The sequence below is a fragment of the Kitasatospora sp. NPDC005748 genome (genome assembly GCF_040630735.1).
Taxonomy (GTDB): Bacteria; Actinomycetota; Actinomycetes; order Streptomycetales; family Streptomycetaceae; genus Kitasatospora.
On the sequence record NZ_JBEXYD010000002.1, the window covers coordinates 305,627 to 322,240 of the forward strand.

The following is a 16,614-nucleotide window of genomic DNA, read 5'->3' on the forward strand; positions in this document are numbered from 1 at the left end:
GATCCGCGCGCACCGGGGCTCGCTGCTGTGCCGGTGCCCCGTGCCACCTCGACGCGGCCCCTGGTAGCAGGGCCGGCCGCCTCGGCCGAGGAGCGTCAGCCGAGGATCAGCTGCACCGGGTTGCGCTCCAGCAGCAGGACGGCCACATCGTCCGTCAGCGCGCCGCCGTTGAGCTCCTCGACCTCGGCGATCGCGCTGTCGATCAGGCGGCCCCTGGTCAGCCCGGCGGCCTGGTGGTCGCCGACGAGGTCGGCCAGCCCGTCCTGGCCGAGACGCCGGGAGCCGGCGCCGACCCGGCCCTCGATGAGCCCGTCGGTGTAGAGCAGCAGCCGCCAGCCGGGGCGGAGTTCGAGCGGGTGCGAGGGCCAGACGGCCAGGCCGTCGTCGCAGGGCAGCAGACCGAGCGCGGGGCCGGCCGGGTCGGACGGCAGCGTCACCGGCTTGTGGTCCGTGCCGAGCAGCAGCGGAGCGGGATGCCCGGCGAGGTACAGCTGCGCGTGCTCGACGGCGCCGAGTGAGCCGAGTTCGCCGGTCGCGTCGTTGGGTTCGATGACCAGCATGCAGAGCGTCGCGAAGATCTCGTCGCTGCGGCGCTCGTGCTCCAGGACGTGCTGGAGGGTGGTCAGCAGGGCCTCGCCGGTGAGGCCGGCGAAGACCAGGGTGCGCCACGCTATCCGGAGGGCGACCCCGAGGGCCGCCTCGTCCGGTCCGTGACCGCAGACATCGCCGATCACCACGTGGACGGTGCCGTCGTCGGTGCGGACGGCGTCGTAGAAGTCGCCGCCGAGCAGGGCGCGGCGGCGGCCGGGGCGGTAGCGCCGGGTGAAGGACAACCCGGCGCCGTCCAGCAGGGGAGTGGGCAGCAGGTGGCGCTGGAGGCGGGCGTTCTCCTGGCCGCGCAGCTCGGCCTCGACCAGTCGCCGCTGCGACTCGTCGGCGCGCTTGCGCTCGACGGCGTACCGCAGGGCGCGGGCCAGCAGCGGACCGTCCGTCTCATGCTTGATCAGGAAGTCCTGTGCCCCGGCGGCCACCGCGGCGGCACCGAGTTCGGCGCCGGCGGCGTCGGTGAGCACCACGACGGCGGTGTGCGGGGCCCGCCGGAGCAGCTCGTGCAGACCTTCCAGGCCGTCGGAGGCGTCCGAGGGGTGCGGCAGGTCGGCGGGGGCGGCCAGGTCGAGCAGGACGCAGCTGAAACCGGCGGCGCGCTGCCGTCCACGCCGGCCTCCCGAGGGGCCGGTCGCCAGCAGCTCGGAGGCCTGCTCCAGCCCGCGGGCCCAGTGGATCTCGATCTGGGCGCCGCTGTCGGCCACGGCGTCCTTGAGCAGCTGGGCGTCGGAGGCGTCGTCCTCGATCACCAGCAGCTTGAGCGGGGCGGCCGACGGAACGGCGGAGGAGGCGCCCCGGGAGGGGGCCCCGGCGGTGACCGACCGGGGGTGGGGTATCGGCGGAGTCGCCGTGGCCGGTCCGGCCGACTGCTCGGTGGCGGCGGGCCGAATGCGGGCGCGGTCGGTGAGGGTGCCGTCGAGGGCACCCCACAGGTCCGCGGCACCAGGTGCCCGCCCGTCTCCCGTAGCGGGCATCGACTGCTCCTCCTTTTCCCCGAGTGCGTAACGGTCGGAGCCCGTCCGCAGTGCCCGCCTGGCACTCTGCGCCGGGGAACTTCTCGCGACCATAACGTGACTCCGGGGATTTCTTCGGCCGCCCGGCGCTGTGGTGGCTCCTGCCACGCCGGTGGCGGTGCGGTGGGTACGGGGATGACGGGAACGACAGCGACAGCCGGAGCACGCGCCCGCGAGCTCCGGAACGGACGGTGGAGGTCGGACATGACGGTGACGCGGATCACCCTGGTCGAGGGTGACATCACGGAACAGCAGGTGGACGTGGTGGTGAACGCTGCCAACTCCTCCCTGCTGGGAGGCGGTGGCGTGGACAGTGCGATCCACCGCAAGGGCGGACCGCAGATCCTGGAGGAGTGCCGAAGGCTTCGGGCCTCGCAGTACGGCAAGGGGTTGCCCACCGGGTGCGCGGTGGCGACCGCGGCGGGACGGCTGCCGGCCCGCTGGGTGGTCCACACGGTGGGGCCGGTTCATCTGGCGGAGGAGTACGACAAGAGGGCCGAGCAGCTGGCCTCGTGCTACCGCGAGTCGCTCCGGGTGGCGGTGGAGCTCGGCGCGCGCACGGTGGCCTTTCCGGCGGTGTCGGCCGGGGTGTACGGGTGGCCGCTGGACGATGCGGCCCGGATCGCCCTCGGCACCGTCGCGGCCGCGGCCGAGAGGTCGGTGTCGGTGTCGGGGTCGGTGGGAGAGCTGGAGGAGGTGCGGTTCGTGCTGTTCGGGGCGGAGGCGTACCGGGCGTTCGAGCGGGAGTGGCGGGCGCTGGGGCTCGACGGGGGCCGGTCGCACGGACAAGAGGCCGAGGAGGCCGAGGGGCGGGAGCCGGAGGAGCGGGCATGAGTCGTAGGGGCGTGGCGGAGCGGGAACGGAGGGGCTGGGAGGAGGCGAAACGCCGGGTCGGAGGGGTGGCACACGAGGTGCCGGCCGAGTGCCCCCATCGTGGCGTGACGAGGCGTCAACACGCCAGAGGTATTCGATAACTCGTTCGAGTGAATCCCCGGGTTCGCTCATCCGCGCACGCCCGAGTCCGGTCCAGCAGGCCGTCCAGTCCGGCAGGCAGGTCCGGCCGTTCGGGCGTTCCGGCCGCCGCCCGCTACGGGGCGAGCGCCGCCCAGGGGACGGTGACCTCGCCCTGCCGCCACCGCCCGCGCGCGTCCACCAACGGCCAGCTGCCCGCCAGCGCCGTGCACGCGGCCACCCAGCGCTGCCGGGCGCCGAACGCCCCGTACGGCGCGGCGGCCGCCCAGGCGCGGTCGAAGTCGGTGAGGAAGGCGTGCACCGGCCGGCCCGGCACGTTGTGGTGGATCAGCGCCTTGGGCAGCCGCTCGGCCAGGTCGGACGGGAGTCCGAGGCCGCCCAGCCGGGCCGCGAAGGTCACCGTGCGGGGGCCCTCCGGACCGATCGCGACCCAGACGTGCCGGCGCCCGATCTCGTCGCAGGTCCCCTCGACCAGCAGCCCGTCCGGCGCCAGCCGGGCCCGGAGCCGGTCCCACACGCCGGCCACCGCCGACTCGTCGTACTGCCGCAGCACGTTGGCGGCCCGGATCAGCTGGGCGGGCGCGCCGCCGTCCAGCGGCACCTCGAAGCCGCCGCGCCGGAAGGTGAGCAGCGGCGGTTCGGCGTACGGCAGCGCCGCGGCGACCCGCTCCGGCTCGATCTCGATCCCCACCACCCGGACGTCCGGCCGCACCGTCCGCAGCCGCCCGGAGAGCTCCACGGCCGTCCAGGGCGCGGCACCGTACCCGAGGTCGACGGCGACCGGCGGGCGGTCGGCGGAGCGCAGTGCCGGTCCCAGCGTGTGGGCGATCCAGCGGTCCATCCGGCGCAGCCGGTTGGTGTTGGTGGTCCCCCGGGTCACCGTCCCGACCGGGCGCCCCGTCCGTCCGCAGGCAGGCGCGGTCGCGGAGTCGAAGAAGGCGGCCATGTCGGAAATCGTACGGCCCGCCCGCGGCCGCCCGCGCGCCCCGGCTCCGGCCGCCGCACGGGCTCGCCCCGCGGCAGATCCGGCCCGGACGGTCCGCGCCGGCCGCCCGACACACGCCCGCGCGGCGAGTCACGCGCCCCCGCCGCACCTCCTGAAGCCTTCCGACGACCCCTGCGCTCCGCTCCGCCCCGGCGCGGCGGCCCGCCCGGCCGCCTCCCCGCACCCCCGCCCGCCGCCCGGGTTCCCGTCCGTGGGCCATCTCATGGGCCGGGACGGGAATGCCGGTCGATGACCACGTGGTTGGCACACTGGTGGTGATGTGCGCCCGGACGGGGCGGCACGCCGCCGCGCCACATCCCGTGACGCGGCGGTACGGCGTGGGCGGCCGCGCACACACCGAACAGCAGGCAAGCAGGCTGCAGAGACGGGCAGCTCAGAGGAGGCTTCAGCCAGGTGATCCAGCACCCCGTCCGTCCGGTACGCCGTGCCCAGCCGACCCCGCCCGTGCGGAGCCGGCTCCAGTCGCTCGTCCCGGGCCGCCAGCGCCGTCCGCGCCGGATCGCCATGCTCAGCGTCCACACCTCCCCGCTGCACCAGCCCGGTACCGGTGACGCGGGCGGGATGAACGTCTACATCGTGGAGCTGGCCAAGCGCCTCGCCGAGCTCGACATCGAGGTGGAGGTCTTCACCCGGGCGATCTGCTCGGACGACGCGCCCACCGTCGAGCTGGCCCCCGGCGTCCTGGTGCGCCACGTCACCGCCGGCCCGTACGAGGGCCTGGTGAAGGAGGACCTGCCGGCCCAGCTCTGCGCCTTCACCCACGGCGTGCTGCGCACCGAGGCCGGCCACCGCCCCGGCCACTACGACCTGGTGCACTCGCACTACTGGCTGTCCGGTCAGGTCGGCTGGCTGGCCGCCCAGCGCTGGGGCGTGCCGCTGGTGCACACCATGCACACCATGGCGAAGGTCAAGAACGCCGCGCTGGCGGAGGGCGACACCCCCGAGCCGGCCGCCCGGGTGATCGGCGAGACGCAGGTGGTGGAGGCCGCCGACCGGCTGATCGCCAACACCACCGAGGAGGCCGCCGAGCTGGCGCTGCACTACGCGGCCCGGCCCGACCAGCTCGCCGTCGTCCACCCGGGCGTCAACCTGGACGTCTTCCGCCCCGGCGCCCCGGACGCGCGGGCCGCCGCGCGGGCCCGGCTGGGCCTGCCGCAGGACGCCGCCGTGCTGCTGTTCGCCGGTCGGATACAGCCGCTGAAGGCGCCGGACGTGCTGCTCCGGGCGGTCGCCGCGCTGCTGGAGGCGCGGCCCGAGCTGCGCGAGCGGCTGGTGGTCCCGGTGGTCGGCGGTCCGTCCGGCACCGGGCTGGCCAAGCCGGAGAGCCTGCACAAGCTCGCCGCCCAGCTGGGCATCGGCGACGTCGTCCGGTTCCACCGGCCGGTCGGCCAGGACCTGCTCGCCGAGTGGTACCGCGCCGCCACGGCGCTGGTGATGCCCTCGTACAGCGAGTCCTTCGGGCTGGTCGCGCTGGAGGCGCAGGCCTGTGGGACGCCGGTGGTGGCCGCGGCGGTCGGCGGTCTGCCGGTCGCCGTCCGCGACGGCGTGACGGGGACCCTGGTCCACGGCCACGATCCGCTCGCCTGGGCACAGGCGCTGGAGCCGTACGTCACCGAACCGGCGCTGGTCGCCCGGCGCGGCGAGGCGGCGGCCCGGCACGCCGCCGGGTTCGGCTGGGACACCGCGGCGGCGACCACCGCCGAGGTGTACGCCGGCAGCCTGGCCCGCCCGGCCGGCCGGCTCACCGGGTCCCGGCTGCGACTGGCCTGAGCCGGGGCGGCCGCCGGGGCAGGTCGGCGGAGGTACGGGGTCGGGGCCGAGCGGCTCCGAGCCGCCCCGGCTCCCGGCCCGGGCCGGGAGCCACGGAGCCGCCGCAGCTGCGCTGCTGCGCGCCACCGGTACCGCCGAGTAACGTCACCCCCATGGCAATCCGCACCAAGGACGAGGCCCTCACCCTCCTGCGTACCGCCCTGGACGACGCCGGGGTCGGCTGGGAGCCGGCCACCACCGACCCGTACACCCTGGTGGCGACCCTCCCGGGCACTCGCAAGCTGAGCACCGCCTGCGCCCTGCGGGTCGGCGACCACACGCTCTCGGTGAACGCCTTCGTGATCCGCCGGCCCGACGAGAACCACGAGGCCGTCTACCGCTGGCTGCTGGAGCGCAACACCCGGATGTACGGCGTCGCCTATGCGATCGACGCGCTCGGCGACGTCTACCTGGCCGGCCGGCTGCCGCTGGAGGCGCTCACCGGGGACTCCGTCGACCGGCTGCTCGGGACGGTGCTGGAGAGCGCCGACGAGCCGTTCAACACGCTGCTGGAGCTGGGCTTCGCCTCGGCGATCCGGCGCGAGTGGGAGTGGCGCACCAAGCGCGGGGAGTCCACCCGCAACCTGGCCGCCTTCGCCCACCTGGCCGCGCCGACGGCGCAGCAGTAGCGCCCCGGACCGGCGGGGCTCCGGGACGCTCCGCCTCAGCGGCCGACCGGGGCCTTCGCCGTCGCCGCCTTCGCGGTCGGCACCTTCGTCGACGCCACGTCGGCCGACGGCTCCACCCCCGACAGGTCGACCAAAGGCACCTCGACCGCCGACGCCTCGACCGCCGACGCCTCGACCGCCGACACCTCGACCACCGACACCTCGACCACCGACACCTCGACCACCGACGCCTCGACCACCGGCGTCCGCTTCGCCGGAGCGGCGGCCGTGGCGGCGCCCGGGCGCCGCCCGAGCAGGACGTACCCCGCCGCCGCGACGGTGCCGCAGGCCGCACAGGCGCCCCACACCGCCGTGCTCCCGGCCCGCTCCAGCAGCACTCCGCCGACCGCCGGGCCGAGGAACGAGGCGAGCGACCAGGACAGTGAGTAGACGCCCTGGTAGCGGCCCCGGGCGTGGGTCGGTGACAGCTCGGCGACCAGGCCCATCATGGTCGGCGCGTTCAGGATCTCGCCGATCGTCCAGACCGCCACCGTGAACGCGTAGAACCACGCGGAGGACCCGGCGAGCATGGTCAGCCCGAAGCCCCAGCCGATGAACAGCGCGCTGGCGACCAGGAGCGCCGTCCGGTTGCGCCCCTCCATCCACCGGGTGAGCGGGATCTGCAGCACCACGATCAGCAGGCCGTTGAGGCCGATGACCAGGCCGTACTGGGTCGAGGTGATGCCGTTGCGGCCCATGTCCACGGCGAGCGTGGTACTGCCCTGCTGGGCGACCAGCGCGAGCAGCAGGTTGAGTCCCACGACCGCCATGAACCGGCTGTCCCGGAAGACCGTGCCGAGGCCGACCGCGGGCTGGTCGACCCGGGCGGCCGGGGTGTCCGGCCTGGTCTCGGGGATCCGGACGAAGATCACCACCGCGCAGACGAGCGTGGAGAGTGCGTCCAGCAGGAAGAGCGTGAGGTAGCCGTGCGTGGCGATCAGGCCGGCGGCGGCCGCGGAGAGGCCGAAGCCGATGTTGATCGCCCAGTAGTTCAGCGAGTAGGCCCGGACCCGGTCCGCCGCCGGCACGATGTCGGCGATGATCGCCGAGGTGGCCGGGCGGGTCGCGTTGTTGCAGAAGCCGACCAGGAAGGCGACCGCGGCGATCGCCACCTGGCCGTCGGTGAAGCCCAGCACTGCCGTGAACAGCGCGGTGCCGAGCTGTGCGGCGACCAGCGTCGGACGCCGGCCGATCCGGTCGGTCAGCACGCCGGCGACGATCGCGGCGATGGCCGAGCCCAGGCCGAACAGCGAGGCGACCAGACCCGCGTACGCGGCCGAGTATCCTCGGTCGGTCGTCAGGTAGAGCGCCAGGAACGTGACGACGAACGCGCCGAGCTTGTTGATCAGGGTGGACGTCCAGAGCCACCAGAACTGCCGGGGCAGTCCGCCCACCGTTTCGCTCGCGACTCTTCGAATTCGGACAGGAAGGGGCGAAGCGGGCATCTGAGGGCTCCCGGGCGGCAGGCGTTCCGCTGAGCGGACCGGCATGTCCGCGCTGCGGCGAGGTAAGTGTCACTAGCGCGAAGCACACATTACACATGGGGGCGGGTCCCGACCAGCCGTTTAAACGCCTCCATTAAGCTGGGGGCCATGGCTGACACGACGTACCGACTCATCCTCCTCCGCCACGGCGAGAGCCAGTGGAACCAGAAGAACCTGTTCACCGGTTGGGTCGACGTCGACCTCAACGAGAAGGGCGAGAAGGAGGCCGCGCGCGGCGGCGAGCTCCTCGCCGCCGAGGGCCTGCTCCCCGACGTGCTGCACACCTCGCTGCTGCGCCGCGCGATCCGCACCTCGCAGATCGCCCTGGACAAGGCCGACCGCCACTGGATCCCGGTCAGCCGCAGCTGGCGTCTGAACGAGCGCCACTACGGCGCCCTCCAGGGGAAGGACAAGGCCCAGACCCTGGCCGAGTTCGGCGAGGAGCAGTTCCAGCTGTGGCGCCGCTCGTACGACACCCCGCCGCCGGCGCTGGCCGACGACGCCGAGTACTCGCAGGCCGGTGACGCCCGCTACGCCGACATCCCGAGCGAGCTGCGCCCGAACACGGAGTGCCTCAAGGACGTCGTCGACCGGATGCTCCCGTACTGGTACGACGCCATCGTCCCGGACCTCGCCGCCGGCAAGACCGTCCTGGTCACCGCCCACGGCAACAGCCTGCGCGCGCTGGTGAAGCACCTCGACGGCATCTCCGACGAGGACATCGCCGGCCTCAACATCCCGACCGGCATCCCCCTGGTCTACGAGCTGGACGCCGACTTCAAGCCGGTCGCCAAGGGCGGCCGCTACCTCGACGCGGACGCCGCCGCGGCCGCCATCGAGGCCGTCAAGAACCAGGGCAAGAAGTAATCCACTTGCCGAAACGGCCCCGCTTCCCGCTCCGGGAGGCGGGGTCGTCGCCGTTTCTGCTGCACGGCCAAACCTCCTGCGCGGCAACGGGGTTGGGTGTGTGCCGAAAGTGGTTCAGACCATTGACGGTCGTCGTGGGGGCTCCTACCGTGTGAGCACTGTCCTGGCACAGGCATGCCAACGGATCTTCCATGGCCGCCGCACCCCCAGGCGCGCGCGTCTGTGCCCGGCGCACTCTCCATCCACCCCCACGGAGGAGCACCATGCGCACACGTCATCTCGTGGGAGCGGCCGTCGCCGCGCTCGCGGTTCCGCTCACCCTCGCCCTGCCGGCGCAGTCGCACGGCTACATCTCCACCCCGCCCAGCCGGGCCGCGCTCTGCGGGGCGGGTACGGTCACCGACTGCGGTGCGATCCGCTGGGAGCCGCAGAGCGTCGAGGGGTCGAAGGGCTTCCCTGGCGCCGGGCCGGCCGACGGCACCATCTGCGCCGGCGGCAACAGCCGGTTCGCCGAGCTGGACGACCCGCGCGGCGGTGCCTGGCCGACCACCAAGGTGGCGGCGGGGCAGCGGCTCACCTTCACCTGGAAGTTCACCGCCCGGCACGCGACCGCGAACTTCAAGTACTACCTGACCAAGGCCGGCTACAACGCGGGCCAGAAGGTCACCCGGGCCGGTCTGGAGCTGACGCCGTTCCTGACCGTGCCGTACAACGGCACCCAGGTGCCGAGCACGCTCAGCCACACCGCGACGATCCCGAGCGGCCGGACCGGGCACCAGGTGGTCGTGGCGGTCTGGGAGATCGCCGACACCGGCAACGCCTTCTACTCCTGCACCGACGTCCTGTTCTGATCAGCGCGCGGCACGCTGGACGCCACGCGCCGCACGCCGCGAGCGAGCGGTCGGGCGGCCGGAGGACTCCGACCCGGTGGCCGGGGTGCACGACCGTCTCCCACGGCGGCCGTGCACCACGGGGCTTCGCCGGGTGCGGCGGTTCTCAGTGGCCGCAGCAGCCGCCGCTGACCCCGCCGCACTGGCAGGGGGCGCCGGACTGGCAGCCGCAGCCGCAGCCCGGACCACAGCCGCAGCCGGCCGCGAGGACGGGCAGCAGCTTCGGGGCGGGCGGCTCGACGATCTCGTGGGCCGGTGCCGGTCGGGTCGGGTTTGCCTTCATCGCGCTGGAACCCTCCTTGTGACGGGCACACTTCGGTGCCTACGGAATCGAGTGAAACCGCCGATCGGACGGGGCGTCAACGGGCGCGCGGTGGTGGGCGATCCGAGAAGCCGTGCGCCCTCACCACCCCTGTTCGAGGTTTACTCACCCCGCGGAGTGAGCGCCGCCGGCCCGTCGAAGCCCCGGCCCGCCACCGGCGGAGCCGGTCCACCCACGCCGACCAGCGGCGACCCACCCGTCCGGGACAGGGCCGGCCCACCGCCCGGAGCGGAGACCACGGTGCCCGGAGCGGACACGCCGCCGCCCCCGGCGGCGGGACCGACCCTGCCTCCGGGGGCGCCGTGCCGTACCGGGGTCACTCCCCGGCGGCCTCCGAGGAGGCGATGAACTCGCCCACGTGCTCGCCGGTCACCAGGTACACCACGCGCTTGGCCACCGAGACCGCGTGGTCCGCGAAGCGCTCGTAGTAGCGGCCGACCAGCGTGACGTCGACCGCGGTCTCGATCCCGTGCTGCCAGCGGTCGTCGATCAGGTGCGCGAACAGGTCGCGGTGCAGCGCGTCGATCGCGTCGTCGTCCTGCTCCAGCTCCAGCGCCTTGTCGACGTCCTTGGTGGCGATCACCAGGCCGGCCTTGGCCACCAGCCGCTGGGCGAGCTGGCCCATCTCCAGGACGGTCGCGTGCAGGTCGCGCGGCACCGCCGACTCGGGGTAGCGCAGCCGCGCGACCTTGGCCACGTGCCGGGCCAGGTCGCCGCAGCGCTCCAGGTCGGCGCTCATCCGCAGCGAGGTGACGACGATGCGCAGGTCAGTGGCGACCGGCTGCTGGCGGGCGAGCAGGTCGATCGCCCGGTTCTCCAGCTCGTGGTGCAGGTTGTTGATCCTCTCGTCGGCGGCGATCACACTCTCCGCCAGCGCCAGGTCCGCGTCGAGGAGCGCGGTGGTGGCCCGGCCCAGGGCCGAGCCGACCAGCCGGGCCATCTCGATCAGGCTGTCGCCGATCGAGTCGAGTTCCTCGTGGTACGCGTCGCGCATGCTCTCTCCTCAGTAGCTGTGTCGGTGGCGGTGCCGACCGGTCATCCCGTACGACCGTCGGTAGGGCGTACGAATGACCGCTGCTGGTGGCGCGCATCGTACGCGCGCACCGGGGACGACGGACAGGCGTTCGATCCACCGGCCCTTCCCACACGGGCTGCGTGACCAACTCTGGGCCGCCCGGGCGACCGCGCATGACCCGTGCGGTGAATCGGCAGCTACGTGGAGGTGAATTCTCGGCAACGGGCGGCCGATCCCTTGATCCGACCCTGGAGGAGTGGCCACGTCATGCGCTTAGGCTGGCGGTATGGACGTGAACGTGGCCGCCGCCGCTGCCTGCGCCATAGCCGGGCTCGGCGTCGGCCTCACGGCCTCCATCGCCTTCCGTTGGAGCGAGCGCGAACAGGCCAAGGGCAGATACGGCGGCACCAACGGCAGAACCCGACAGCAGGGGCTCAACAACCCCACCCATGAACCTCCCCTTCCCCCGGGGGTCGACACCGTCCTCTCCGTGCTGCGCTCCTGCGCGATCGTGCTCGGCGAGGGCGACGAGGTGGTCAAGGCCAGCTCCGCGGCGTACGCGATGGGACTGGTGCGCGGCGGCGCGGTCGCCATCGACCAGATGCTCTCGCTGGCCCGGGCCACCCGCCGGGACGGTGAGATCCGCCAGGTCGAGCTGGAGGTGCCCCGCCCCGGCGCGGCGCGGGCCGCCGAGCCGCTCGCGGTGTCGGTCCGGGTCGCCCCGCTGGGCTCCCGGCTGGTCCTGGTCCTGGTCGAGGACCAGACCGACCGCCGCCGGGTCGAGGCGGTCCGCCGCGACTTCGTCGCCAACGTCAGCCACGAACTCAAGACGCCGGTCGGCGCGCTCTCGCTGCTCTCCGAGGCGGTCGCCGACGCGTCCGACGACCCGGAGGCGGTGCAGCGCTTCGCCGGCCGGATGCAGATCGAGGCGACCAGGCTGGCCAGCCTGGTCCAGGAGATCATCGACCTCTCCCGGGTCCAGGACGACCGGCTGATGGTCGACCCGGAGCCGGTCGCGGTGGACGAGCTGATCGCGGAGGCGATCGACCGCTGCCGCCAGCAGGCCGCCGCCAAGCAGATCCTGATCGCGGCCGGCGGCATCGCCGGCCTCTACCTGCACGGCCACCGCGGCCAGCTGGCCGCGGCGCTCGGCAACCTGGTCGAGAACGCCGTGAACTACAGCCCGCCGAGGACCAGGGTCGCGATCGCCACCCGCCGGATCTCCAGCGCCGCCGCCCTCGGCGAGGCCGACGGCGAGCTGATCGAGATCTCGGTGACCGACCAGGGCATCGGCATCTCGGAGAAGGACCGCGAGCGGGTGTTCGAACGGTTCTACCGGGTCGACCCGGCCCGGTCCCGGGCGACCGGCGGCACCGGCCTCGGCCTCTCCATCGTCAAGCACGTGGCCGCCTCGCACGGCGGCACCGTCTCGGTGTGGAGCGTCGAGGGCCAGGGCTCCACCTTCACCGTGCGCCTGCCCGCCGGGCAGGCCCCCGAGGACCACACGCTCCCCGCCGGGGAGTCCGCGCAACCCCTGTCAGACACAACCCCCCAGCTTGCCCCGGAGGCCTGATCGTGACCCGAGTACTGGTGGTCGAGGACGAGGAGTCGTTCAGCGACGCTCTCTCGTACATGCTCCGCAAGGAGGGCTTCGAGGTGGCCATCGCCGCCACCGGCCCCGACGCCCTGGAGCAGTTCGAACGGAACGGCGCCGATCTCGTCCTGCTCGACCTGATGCTGCCGGGCCTGCCCGGCACCGAGGTCTGCCGCCAGCTCCGGGTGCGCTCGAACGTCCCGGTGATCATGGTCACCGCCAAGGACAGCGAGATCGACAAGGTCGTCGGCCTGGAGATAGGTGCGGACGACTACGTGACCAAGCCCTACTCCACCCGTGAGCTGGTGGCCCGGATCCGTGCGGTGCTGCGCCGGCGCGGCGAGGCCGAGGGCCCCGGCGACGGTGGCGGCCCGGGCGCGCTGGAGGCGGGCCCGGTCCGGATGGACGTCGACCGCCACGTGGTGACCGTCGACGGCGCCAAGGTCGACCTCCCGCTCAAGGAGTTCGACCTGCTGGAGATGCTGCTGCGCAACGCGGGCCGGGTGCTCACCCGGATGCAGCTGATCGACCGGGTCTGGGGCGCCGACTACGTCGGTGACACCAAGACGCTCGACGTCCACGTGAAGCGACTGCGGGCGAAGATCGAGCCGGACCCGGGCGCGCCGCGCTACCTGGTCACGGTCCGTGGCCTCGGCTACAAGTTCGAGCCGTAGACCGGACGACCCGGAGCCCCGTGCCGGGGGCGGGTGAGCGGCTCAGTAGAGCGGCCCGCTCCGCCGGCGCGGACCGGGCGGACCCACGAAGGACCCCTCCGGGCAGCCGCCCGGAGGGGTCCTTCGCGTGCGCGACCGAGCCCGGCCGGCCCTCTGCGTGTCCGCCTCCGCGGTGCCCGGACCCCGCGTTCGCGGGACCGGACGCCGGAGGCGGTGGGTCAGTGGGAGCCGGCGGTCGGCGAGGCGGTGCCGGCCGGAGTGGTCGCACCGGTGCCGGCCGCGGTACCGGAGGGGGTGGCGGTGCCCGAGGGGGTGGCGGCACCGGCCGAGGCGCTGGGCGAGCCGGCGGCCTTGGACGGCACGGCGGCGGGGGAGGCGGTCGGGCCCCAGCCCTTGTACAGACCCTTGTTCGGGCTGACCGCGGCCTCGGTCGCGACCTTCTCGCGGTTCTTGAAGGCGAAGGCGGTGGGCACGAAGCCACCGACGTGGACGCTGGCCGAGGCGACCTTGGCGGAGGGGTTGCCTTCGCCGCCGATCAGCACGGCTCCGCCGGCGGGGACGACGATGCTACCCAGCGGGGCGCCCTTCTCGTCGGCGAAGGCGGCGGCCCCGCCGTCGCCCACGACGATGGACTGGAGCTCGACGGGCTCCGTCCCGGTGTTGCTGATGTTCACCGACACGTTGGCCGGACCGGTGTGCTCGCCGGAGGACTCGTCCCCGGTGACGACAACGATGTTGTTCAGCCGGAGGTCGGTGCCGACCGTCGCGTAGGCGTTGTCGGGCTTGATCTCCAGAGTCTCCGCCTTGTTGCCGGCCGAGCAGGACGACAGCGAGGCGATGGCGAGGGCGGCGATGGCGGCGATGCTGCCGACTCGAATGCTGCGGCTCACGGCGGCGGCTTCTCCTAGGTCACATGTCGGGTGGTCAGGCCTCAGATTATCGACCTCGCTTATGCGCTCCTCACGGGGTGGTCCCCGTGTCGCGCTCCGGGAGTCCGCCCGGCGCCCGGACGGCGGCACCCCGCCGCACCCGGAGACGACCGGCGGGGCGGCGTCGGCGGGGCCCGCGCCCGGTACCGGCACGGCCCGGGCCCGGACGGCGGTACGGCTCCGACCTCGGCCGCGACCCGGCGTCGTACTCGTGGCAACACACCGGCGTGTCCTGGTCAAGTGTCGACCAAGATCGGATCACGATCGGGAAACGGCCCGATAAACGGTGAAATCTCAAGATCCAATCACGGTTTCAGGAGTGTTGCCGCAGGTTTCGGGAGGTACCGGAACCGCCTCCGACCTGCGGGAAGCCCGCACTGAAGGCCGCCCGCAGCACGTCATGGGGGTCCTTGTCAAGCCCCGAGACCGGCCCTGACCTGCGAAAACGCCCTTCGGGTGCGCCGAAAAGCGTGTTATTCTGGAAAGCCACGGAAGGGGTCCTGTCACATGACGTTCAAGGTTGGCGACACGGTGGTCTACCCCCATCACGGGGCCGCGCTGATCGAGGCCATCGAAATTCGCCAGATCAAAGGTGTGGACAAGACCTACCTGGTCCTCAAGGTGCAGCAGGGAGACCTGACGCTCCGGGTGCCCGCCGAGAACGCGGAGTTCGTCGGCGTGCGCGATGTAGTCGGCCAGGAGGGTCTGGACCGGGTCTTCGAGGTGCTTCGCGCACCGTACACCGAAGAGCCGACCAACTGGTCCCGTCGCTACAAGGCAAACCTGGAGAAGCTCGCTTCGGGTGACGTTATCAAGGTCGCCGAGGTTGTGCGCGATCTCTGGCGTCGCGAGCGCGAGCGCGGTCTGTCCGCCGGTGAGAAGCGCATGCTCGCCAAGGCGCGCCAGATCCTCGTCAGCGAGCTCGCGCTGGCCGAGAACACCAACGAGGACAAGGCGGAGACGCTGCTCGACGAGGTGCTCGCCTCGTAGCGCAGTCGGGCTCGCGCCCACCGCCCACACGTTCACAGCGCCCGATGCCGGCGCGCCGCTCACCGGACGAACCGTCCTGGAGTGGTGCAGTGGCACTTCGGGCGCTGAGGCGTGTCCGGACGACGCCCCGCACCCGAGCCGGCCGGCCCCGGGCCCGCATGACCGTTTCTGCGTGTTCTGTGGGCGGGAGACCGTGGAGCTTTTCGGAAGGGGTCCCGCGCGCCCGTCGTGCACGCCATGGCCATACCCACTTCGCCGAAGGAGTGAAACCTGAACGCCACAGGAGCAGTTGCAGCAGCGGTGGTGCCCGCCGCGGGACGCGGTGAGCGACTGGGGCCCGGAGCCCCGAAGGCCCTGCGGGAGCTGGGCGGGGTGCCGCTCCTGGTGCACGCCGTCAGGGCGCTGACCCGCAGCCGGGCGGTCGGGCTGGTCGTGGTCGCGGCGCCGGCCGACGGCGTGGCCGAGGTGGTCGGACTGCTCGACACCCACGGCCTGGACGGCAAGGACATCCGGGTCGTGCCGGGCGGGGCGACCCGCCAGGAGTCGGTCCGGCTGGGCCTCGCCGCGATCCCGGCCGAGGTGGAGATCGTCCTGGTGCACGACGCGGCGCGTCCGCTCGTGCCGGTCGAGGTGGTGGACGCCGTCGCGGCCGCCGTCCGCGGCGGGGCGGAGGCGGTGGTGCCCGCCGTGCCGCTCGCCGACACGGTGAAGCGGGTCGAGCCGCGGCCGGGTGGTCCCGAGCCGGTGCTCGACACGCCCGACCGTTCCACCCTGCGGGCCGTGCAGACTCCGCAGGGCTTCCGCCGGGAGACGCTGGCCGAGGTGCACGAGAAGGCGCTCGCCGAGGAGGCCGCCGCGGGGGCCGACGCCCTGCCGGCGGTCACCGACGACGCGGGCCTGGTGGAGCGCTTCGGCGGCCGGGTGGTGGTGGTGCCCGGCCACGAGGAGGCGTTCAAGGTGACCCGTCCGCTGGACCTCGTGCTCGCCGAGGCCGTTCTCGCCCGCCGGAGGGCCGCCGATGCCTACTGATCCCACGGCCTCCGGCCCGCGCGCCGAGGACGCGGCGCCGACCGCCCACGCCCCGACGCCGCCCGCCGCGGACTCGCGGCCGCCGCTGATCCCCCGGGTGGGGATCGGCACCGATGTGCACGCCTTCGAGGCCGGCCGCCCGCTCTGGGTGGCCGGCCTGGAGTGGCCGGGCGCCGAGTACGGCCTGGCCGGGCACTCCGACGCCGACGTGGCCGCGCACGCCTCCTGCGACGCGCTGTTCTCGGCCGCCGGGATCGGGGACCTGGGCGCGCACTTCGGCACCGACCGGCCGGAGTGGTCGGGCGCGTCCGGCGTCCGGCTGCTCGGCGAGGCGGCCCGGCTGGTGCGCGAGGCCGGTTTCGAGATCGGCAACGTCTCCGTCCAGGTGATCGGTGTCCGGCCGAAGATCGGCAAGCGGCGCGCCGAGGCGCAGGCCGCGCTCTCGGCGGCGGTCGGCGCGCCGGTCTCGGTCTCCGGGACGACGACGGACGGCCTCGGCCTCACCGGCCGGGCCGAGGGGCTCGCGGCGATCGCCACCGCGCTGGTGTACGAGCGCCGCTGACCCCGGGGGCGCACCAGGAGCGCCGGACAGCGGCAGGGGCGGCCCGGGGGCGGTAGGAGCGGTGGCGGCGGCCGGTAGGCCGTCCGGGTGGTCCGGGCCGGGAATACCCGGCCCGTGACGGGTGTTCAGGAGCCTTGGCCGGTGCCCGAGTCGCTACCGTTCGGAGCGGGCCGAGCGAGGCCCG

The 16,614-nt window shown here is 73.6% G+C and carries 16 protein-coding genes; 10 read left to right on the forward strand and 6 right to left on the reverse strand.

Features of this window, described 5'->3' with window-relative positions:
• Positions 1-95 precede the first annotated feature (95 nt).
• A complete protein-coding gene (locus ABZ495_RS02820; RefSeq protein WP_359834118.1) occupies positions 96-1,580 on the reverse strand; it encodes a SpoIIE family protein phosphatase in 1,485 nt (494 codons plus the stop codon).
• Between the two features lie 243 nt (positions 1,581-1,823).
• Between ABZ495_RS02820 and ABZ495_RS02825 the strand changes: the two genes are divergently transcribed.
• Positions 1,824-2,453, forward strand: a complete 630-nt coding sequence (locus ABZ495_RS02825) for an O-acetyl-ADP-ribose deacetylase (protein WP_359834120.1) — start codon at positions 1,824-1,826, stop codon at positions 2,451-2,453.
• Between the two features lie 253 nt (positions 2,454-2,706).
• Here ABZ495_RS02825 and ABZ495_RS02830 read toward each other — a convergent pair whose 3' ends face one another.
• Positions 2,707-3,537 carry a class I SAM-dependent methyltransferase gene (locus ABZ495_RS02830; protein ID WP_359834122.1) on the reverse strand — a complete coding sequence of 277 codons (831 nt, stop codon included), beginning with the start codon at positions 3,535-3,537 and terminating at the stop codon, positions 2,707-2,709.
• Between the two features lie 504 nt (positions 3,538-4,041).
• On the opposite strand from ABZ495_RS02830, the gene mshA reads away from it, so the two are divergent.
• Both mshA and ABZ495_RS02840 read left to right on the forward strand, forming a co-directional pair.
• Entirely contained in the window at positions 4,042-5,367 is a 1,326-nt protein-coding gene (mshA, locus tag ABZ495_RS02835) for a D-inositol-3-phosphate glycosyltransferase (protein ID WP_329492153.1), read from the forward strand.
• 152 nt (positions 5,368-5,519) lie between these two features.
• Positions 5,520-6,035: a YbjN domain-containing protein gene (locus ABZ495_RS02840; protein ID WP_359805207.1), complete on the forward strand. Its 516-nt coding sequence runs from the start codon at positions 5,520-5,522 to the stop codon at positions 6,033-6,035.
• 35 nt (positions 6,036-6,070) lie between these two features.
• Here ABZ495_RS02840 and ABZ495_RS02845 read toward each other — a convergent pair whose 3' ends face one another.
• On the reverse strand, positions 6,071-7,519 hold the full coding sequence (locus ABZ495_RS02845; RefSeq protein WP_359805206.1) for an MFS transporter: 1,449 nt from the start codon (positions 7,517-7,519) through the stop codon (positions 6,071-6,073).
• A gap of 147 nt (positions 7,520-7,666) precedes the next feature.
• On the opposite strand from ABZ495_RS02845, the gene ABZ495_RS02850 reads away from it, so the two are divergent.
• Positions 7,667-8,425, forward strand: a complete 759-nt coding sequence (locus tag ABZ495_RS02850) for a phosphoglyceromutase (RefSeq protein WP_329488392.1) — start codon at positions 7,667-7,669, stop codon at positions 8,423-8,425.
• Positions 8,426-8,688: 263 nt separating this feature from the next.
• Positions 8,689-9,276, forward strand: coding sequence for a lytic polysaccharide monooxygenase (locus tag ABZ495_RS02855; protein ID WP_359805204.1), 588 nt, complete (start codon positions 8,689-8,691; stop codon positions 9,274-9,276).
• Positions 9,277-9,421: 145 nt separating this feature from the next.
• Here the strand turns inward: ABZ495_RS02855 and ABZ495_RS02860 are convergent, their stop codons facing one another.
• Positions 9,422-9,598 (reverse strand): hypothetical protein, encoded by a 177-nt coding sequence (locus ABZ495_RS02860; protein ID WP_329488390.1) that lies wholly within the window; start codon positions 9,596-9,598, stop codon positions 9,422-9,424.
• A 355-nt stretch (positions 9,599-9,953) separates the two neighbouring features.
• Positions 9,954-10,631: a phosphate signaling complex protein PhoU gene (gene phoU / locus ABZ495_RS02865; protein WP_359805202.1), complete on the reverse strand. Its 678-nt coding sequence runs from the start codon at positions 10,629-10,631 to the stop codon at positions 9,954-9,956.
• A gap of 307 nt (positions 10,632-10,938) precedes the next feature.
• On the opposite strand from phoU, the gene ABZ495_RS02870 reads away from it, so the two are divergent.
• On the forward strand, positions 10,939-12,225 hold the full coding sequence (locus ABZ495_RS02870) for an ATP-binding protein (RefSeq protein ID WP_329488388.1): 1,287 nt from the start codon (positions 10,939-10,941) through the stop codon (positions 12,223-12,225).
• 2 nt (positions 12,226-12,227) lie between these two features.
• Positions 12,228-12,920, forward strand: a complete 693-nt coding sequence (locus ABZ495_RS02875; RefSeq protein ID WP_238863613.1) for a response regulator transcription factor — start codon at positions 12,228-12,230, stop codon at positions 12,918-12,920.
• A 218-nt stretch (positions 12,921-13,138) separates the two neighbouring features.
• On the opposite strand, the gene ABZ495_RS02880 is transcribed toward ABZ495_RS02875, so the two are convergent.
• Positions 13,139-13,810 (reverse strand): DUF461 domain-containing protein, encoded by a 672-nt coding sequence (locus ABZ495_RS02880; RefSeq protein WP_359805199.1) that lies wholly within the window; start codon positions 13,808-13,810, stop codon positions 13,139-13,141.
• A 546-nt stretch (positions 13,811-14,356) separates the two neighbouring features.
• Between ABZ495_RS02880 and ABZ495_RS02885 the strand changes: the two genes are divergently transcribed.
• From ABZ495_RS02885 to ispF, 3 genes are all read left to right on the forward strand, one after another.
• Positions 14,357-14,839, forward strand: a complete 483-nt coding sequence (locus ABZ495_RS02885; protein WP_030244332.1) for a CarD family transcriptional regulator — start codon at positions 14,357-14,359, stop codon at positions 14,837-14,839.
• A gap of 270 nt (positions 14,840-15,109) precedes the next feature.
• Positions 15,110-15,868, forward strand: coding sequence for a 2-C-methyl-D-erythritol 4-phosphate cytidylyltransferase (ispD, locus tag ABZ495_RS02890; protein WP_329492152.1), 759 nt, complete (start codon positions 15,110-15,112; stop codon positions 15,866-15,868).
• Positions 15,858-16,430, forward strand: coding sequence for a 2-C-methyl-D-erythritol 2,4-cyclodiphosphate synthase (ispF, locus tag ABZ495_RS02895; protein WP_359834124.1), 573 nt, complete (start codon positions 15,858-15,860; stop codon positions 16,428-16,430). Before ispD ends, ispF begins: the two co-directional genes overlap by 11 nt.
• Positions 16,431-16,614 lie beyond the last annotated feature (184 nt).